The following is a 5,185-nucleotide window of genomic DNA, read 5'->3' on the forward strand; positions in this document are numbered from 1 at the left end:
ACACACCCCAAACGAGAAAAGGATGCACAGGCCATACCAATCAAAAAAAATCGGTATCAACAAACATGACACACTATTGAGATATCAAACAACGAAAATTTGTTTCGCTCTGGGTTCTGCTCCTGCCTTTCGGCTTTTCGCTTGCTCCCTGAGCACGAGTAATCACTTTACACACTTTTGCGCCAAGGTGTAAATCGGATTTGGCCTAAAGTTCACTTCTATCCGATTTTACGCCTAGTAGGCTCCTACTGTTCCCCGTGATTACAGGGAAGTGGCGGCTATTTGAGAAGTGGATCACATGGCCGTTTTCGGCCCTGTTTTCGCCTCTTAAGCCGGGTTTGCTGGCTTGAAATAGATCGTCGACAGCGCCGGCAGAGTGACCAGTGCGGAGCTCGGTTGGCCGTCGTAGCCATCAGTGGTGGCTGTAATACGTCCTAGGTTTCCTTCTCCTGCGCCCGAATAGACTTCCGCATCGGTGTTGAGCACCTCATGCCATGTCCCCGCGCGGGGCAGCCCGAGCCGGTAGTCGGAGTGCAGGCTGCCGGAGAAGTTGACCACGCACACCAGTGGGTTGCCATCGTGGTCCCACCGGATGAACGAAATGACGTTGTGTGCAGCGTCGTTGACATTGATCCAGGAGAAGCCTGTGCCGTCATGATCCCGTGCATAGAGTGCAGGGGTTTCTCGGTAGGTGCTGTTCAGGTCACGAATGAGTTTTTGTAACCCGTGGTGTGCTGGTTGTTCAGAGAGCCACCAGTCAAGCCCATGGGCTTCCGACCATTCTGCAGCTTGGCCAAATTCCGATCCCATGAAGAGCAGCTTTTTGCCAGGGTGCGCCCACTGGTAGGCGTAGTAGGCTCGCAGGTTGGCAAGCTGGCGCCAACGATCGCCCGGCATCTTGGTGAGCATGCTCCCCTTGCCGTGCACGACTTCGTCATGGGAGATCGGCAGCACGTAGTTCTCACTGAATGCGTAGGCCAGCGAGAAGGTCAGTTGATTGTGGTGCCACTTGCGGTTGACCGGGTCTTCAGACATGTATTTGAGGGAGTCATGCATCCATCCCATGTTCCATTTGAGCCCAAAGCCTAGACCACCATCTGAGGTTGCACGGGTGACTCCCGGGAAGGCGGTTGATTCTTCGGCGATCATGACGATGCCTGGGTTCCGTTTGTACGCAGTGGCGTTGACTTCCTGCAAGAAGGCGATCGCCTCGAGGTTTTCTCGGCCGCCGTCTTTATTGGGAATCCACTGACCATCCTTGCGCGAATAGTCGAGGTAGAGCATGGATGCCACGGCATCTACACGCAAACCATCAATGTGGAACTCTTCGAGCCAGTACAACGCATTGGCCACGAGGAAGTTCCGAACTTCATTGCGCCCATAATCAAAGACGAGTGTCCCCCAGTCCGGGTGCTCGCCCTTGCGTGGGTCTGCGTACTCGTACAGTGGCTGGCCGTCGAAGTTGGCCAGCGCCCATTCATCTTTCGGGAAGTGTGCGGGGACCCAATCCAAGATGACACCGATACCAGCCTGGTGAAGTTTATCAACCAAGTACTTGAAATCGGCAGGGCTGCCGAAGCGTGCGGTGGGTGCGAAGTATCCAGTGACTTGGTAGCCCCAAGACCCGCCGAAGGGGTGCTCTGCTACCGGCAAGAACTCCACGTGGGTGTAGCCCAACCAGCCCACGTATTCGATGAGCTGCTCTGCCAGCTCTGGATAGTTCAGTCCCGGACGCCACGAACCTAAGTGCACTTCGTAGATCGACATGGGTTCTTCGTGGGCGCTCATTGCAGCCCGCTGAGACATCCAAGCCTCATCGTTGAACCGGTAACTGTCATTGGTCACGACGGATGCTGTCAGCGGCGGAACCTCGGTAGCACGGGCCAGCGGATCTGCTCGTTCGACCCAGCGATTGTCCTTGGTCAAGAACTGAAACTTGTAGCGTTCCCCCTCAGTCACATCTGGGATGAAAATTTCCCAGACTCCTGAACCGCCCAACGAACGCATGGGGTGCGAAGTCCCGTCCCAGCCGTTGAATGAACCGATGACACGGGCTGCACGAGCATTCGGGGCCCAGACAGCGAAGCTGGTTCCGGTTACATCCCCCAGCGCGGTCGAATAGTGACGGATATGGGAACCCAGCACTTCCCACAACTGTTCGTGGCGGCCTTCGGAAATGAGGTGCAAATCCAGTTCACCCAAGGTGGGCAGGTAGCGGTATGGGTCATCCACCATGACTGGTTTTTGTCCCGGGTAGGTCACTTCGAGCCGGTATTCCGGGACGTGCCCTGGTTCTAGTGCCTCGACACACCCCACCCAGATGCCTTCGTGTTCATGGGAAAGCGCCAAGCGCGAGTCGCCGATGATCACGGTCACCGACTCCGCCATCTTCCGCAGTACCCGGAAAGTTACACAGCCTTGGGAGTCTAGGTGTGCGCCGAGAACGGCGTGCGGTTGATGGTAGGCGCCTTGCGCGACGGCATCCAATACCCAGTCTTGGACCGGAAGGGGCGTAAACGCGGTGACGTCATCTTGATTGGTCATTCGGTGATCTCCTGTGCGGCGGGGACGGGTGCGGGCGTCGGCAATTCAGCTGGGTCTTTGCCTTCCGGCGCGAGCAACCGTTGGGCGGCGAGCGCTGGAACATGAACCCAGTCTTGGCGGTGGGTGAGCTCGTAAGCGACCTCATAGAGGGCTTTATCTAGCAGCAGCGCCCGTTCCAATGCTCCGGTTCCGAAATCCGTACGATCGCTTCCTGACTCAGCTCCATAGCCGGCCAAGAATGCTTTCGCACAATTTTCGGCCCATTCCCGGGCCTCGGTTTGGGACAGCGCGGGCGCAGTATTTTGCTGGTCAGCAAAATACACGCGGTGTGCTAACGCTGCCGCATAATCGAAGGAACGTAGCATCCCCGCTAAGTCCCGTTCGATCAAGTCATACCCAACCGCGCTGACACCGCTGTCAGCACGGAGTGGCTCTCCTTCAAAATCGATGACCCGCCAGTGGTGACCATCGGTACGAATGATCTGGCCCAAGTGCAGGTCGGAGTGGATGCGTTGAAGCTGCGGCGCTGTCGCTATTTCCGTCAGTTCCGCGATGAGCGCTTCTAGTTCCAACCGGTGATCGCCAATGACTTCCTCAGCCTGGTGGTATCCCCAGCGGAGACGTTCACTGAGCTGGGCCACGAGCTGGATCCGCTGCTGCTCATCTGGTTCTTGAGCGCCGAAAGCAACCGCCAAATCCCGGTGAAGCCGAGCTAGGGTTCTGCCCAGTTCGTCGGCCTCTACGGTGAAACCGTATCCCCGGACGGCGGCCAAGGATCCCAGTGACCATGCATCTTGGGCCTGCGGGTAGAAGTGCCGCAGCACGCACAGTTGCCCGGTCACGAGTTCATGTTCCTTAGCGGCGAAGTGTTCAACCAAATTGAATACTTCTGCCACCGGTTGTTGTCCGGTACTCAGAGCGTTATCGCTGAACCCGTAGTCGAGAGAATCTTCTGGTTCACGTTCCTGAACCGGAACAGGTTCCAGTTCTGTGGTCGCATCCGGCGCCCACGTGGCTGAAATCGTGCCGTATGTGGTGGCCACCATTTCAGAGCGAACCGAATCGAGTCCTAAACCGGTAGAGACATCAACATCGTTGCCCGGGCTCAGGTGTCTGAAGAACTTAATGATGAGTGGTTCTTGCGCGCCTTCGATGCGGACGGAGGTGTTACTTTGTTCGCCCGGCTGGATGGTCATGGCCAGTTTTTCCGGCTCTGGGATCGCCGAAGTTGGCCACAGCCCAAATCCTGCTGCAGGTTGTCCCAGGACGCGATCCGCGTAGGCCCGGTCTGCATTGTGGACGAAGTGCAACCACGCTGTGACGAACGCCGGATCTGCGGTGCCGTCGTAAAAATATTTCTTGGCTGGATTGCGTCGAGAAGTGCGCTGGGACTCACCGATCAGATGATCCGATAGCGCTGGAACCTGCTCGTCGCGAACCGTGATCGGGACGTGAATGATTGGGCCGTTCTCGTCCACTCGGTAAATGTAGCTGATCAGCTGGGCAGCCTCTTCAGGGTCAGGTAAAACCAATCCCCCTACACAGGTGAGCTCGGTCGGGGCAGTCGTACTGGCAAACCAGCGCTGCGCGGGTAACCATTCCAGCAGATGTTCTTCTACCGTTGGGCTCAGTTGCGGCATCAGTCGAGTCAGGCCTTTCACATCCAGTGTTGAAACCAGTCTATGCAGTTTCTGAGCCCAAACCACGATTGGGAGTCTCGGTGGAGACAGCTCGTGTCCTATACCGTCCCCGCTCACCGATAATCTTCAATCGAATTCCCTAACGTTCCAATGTCTAGATCCTCTGGAAATACTCCAGAAATACTTGACCAGCACCGATCAATTCAAACGAGGTATCTCAATGAAACGTGATTCGTCGCCAAAAATTTGGGTCCCCGAACCTACAGGTACAATTGCTCCACCCGCTCAAGCCGCAGAAGTGGCAGCTCTTAAACGAGCCTTCTACTCGAAATTTGATCTGATGAGTTTCCACCGGAAACGAAAGAAATTCTGGGAGTTAGATTTTTCAAATCCAGAGTTAGACATAATCGAAGCCATCAGCACGGTCATACGATCCAACCACCGTCAACCTGTCACTTCCCTATTGCCATACATGTGGCACGAATTTCCGGCGGGAACTCTTTTGTGGCGAGCCCGTCGAATGAACGTCGTGAACGTGCAGAACAGTAAGATCACCGATTCAGACCTATGGGAACCCCCAAAAGCTTTCGTCTCACATGGCCGGTTCAATCTCAAGAATGATCCATTACTTTACACGTGCATTGGACTTCCGATAGATACCCTTACCGAAGCTCGCATACATGATCCGGACACACGCTTCATGCTTATTGCGTATGAAATTTCTGAGCCGATTCGCCTCCGAGGGATAGGAAGGGCTATCGATCCGACTCTCACAGCTCGGCAACAGCGAATCGAGAAAGAACTGAGTGAATTTATGGCTGAGACAATGTCAATTCCAGCAGAGAGCGACGAAGCTGTAGTCTATGCTCTGACACAGAAAATTCTGGAACATTACTGGCTCTTCGGAATTTCAGGTGTAGATCGGTTTTGGTGCAGAGCGTGTTGAAAGCTTAAAAAGAGTCGAGGTCTTCCGAAGATGGAAGTGACGAAACAACTCATCT

Annotated in this window: 3 protein-coding genes; 1 reads left to right on the top strand and 2 read right to left on the bottom strand. The window is 55.2% G+C overall.

Features of this window, described 5'->3' with window-relative positions:
* Positions 1-327 precede the first annotated feature (327 nt).
* Both glgB and ACFFFR_RS03915 read right to left on the bottom strand, forming a co-directional pair.
* Positions 328-2,544, bottom strand: a complete 2,217-nt coding sequence (gene glgB / locus ACFFFR_RS03910; protein WP_377458226.1) for a 1,4-alpha-glucan branching protein GlgB — start codon at positions 2,542-2,544, stop codon at positions 328-330.
* Positions 2,541-4,184: a maltokinase N-terminal cap-like domain-containing protein gene (locus ACFFFR_RS03915; RefSeq protein ID WP_377458227.1), complete on the bottom strand. Its 1,644-nt coding sequence runs from the start codon at positions 4,182-4,184 to the stop codon at positions 2,541-2,543. The genes glgB and ACFFFR_RS03915 overlap by 4 nt, the downstream gene beginning before the upstream one ends.
* Positions 4,185-4,404: 220 nt before the next feature.
* Between ACFFFR_RS03915 and ACFFFR_RS03920 the strand changes: the two genes are divergently transcribed.
* On the top strand, positions 4,405-5,130 hold the full coding sequence (locus ACFFFR_RS03920; RefSeq protein WP_377458228.1) for a hypothetical protein: 726 nt from the start codon (positions 4,405-4,407) through the stop codon (positions 5,128-5,130).
* Positions 5,131-5,185: the final 55 nt, after the last annotated feature.

The sequence above is a fragment of the Micrococcoides hystricis genome (assembly GCF_042434215.1).
Classification (GTDB): Bacteria; Actinomycetota; Actinomycetes; order Actinomycetales; family Micrococcaceae; genus Micrococcoides; species Micrococcoides hystricis.

Excerpts from the sequence above, each read along its gene's own strand:
- ACFFFR_RS03920 (WP_377458228.1), top strand. The coding sequence starts at position 4,405 with ATGAAACGTGATTCGTCGCCAAAAATTTGGGTCCCCGAACCTACAGGT.
- glgB (WP_377458226.1), bottom strand. The coding sequence starts at position 2,544 with ATGACCAATCAAGATGACGTCACCGCGTTTACGCCCCTTCCGGTCCAA.
- ACFFFR_RS03915 (WP_377458227.1), bottom strand. The coding sequence starts at position 4,184 with ATGCCGCAACTGAGCCCAACGGTAGAAGAACATCTGCTGGAATGGTTA.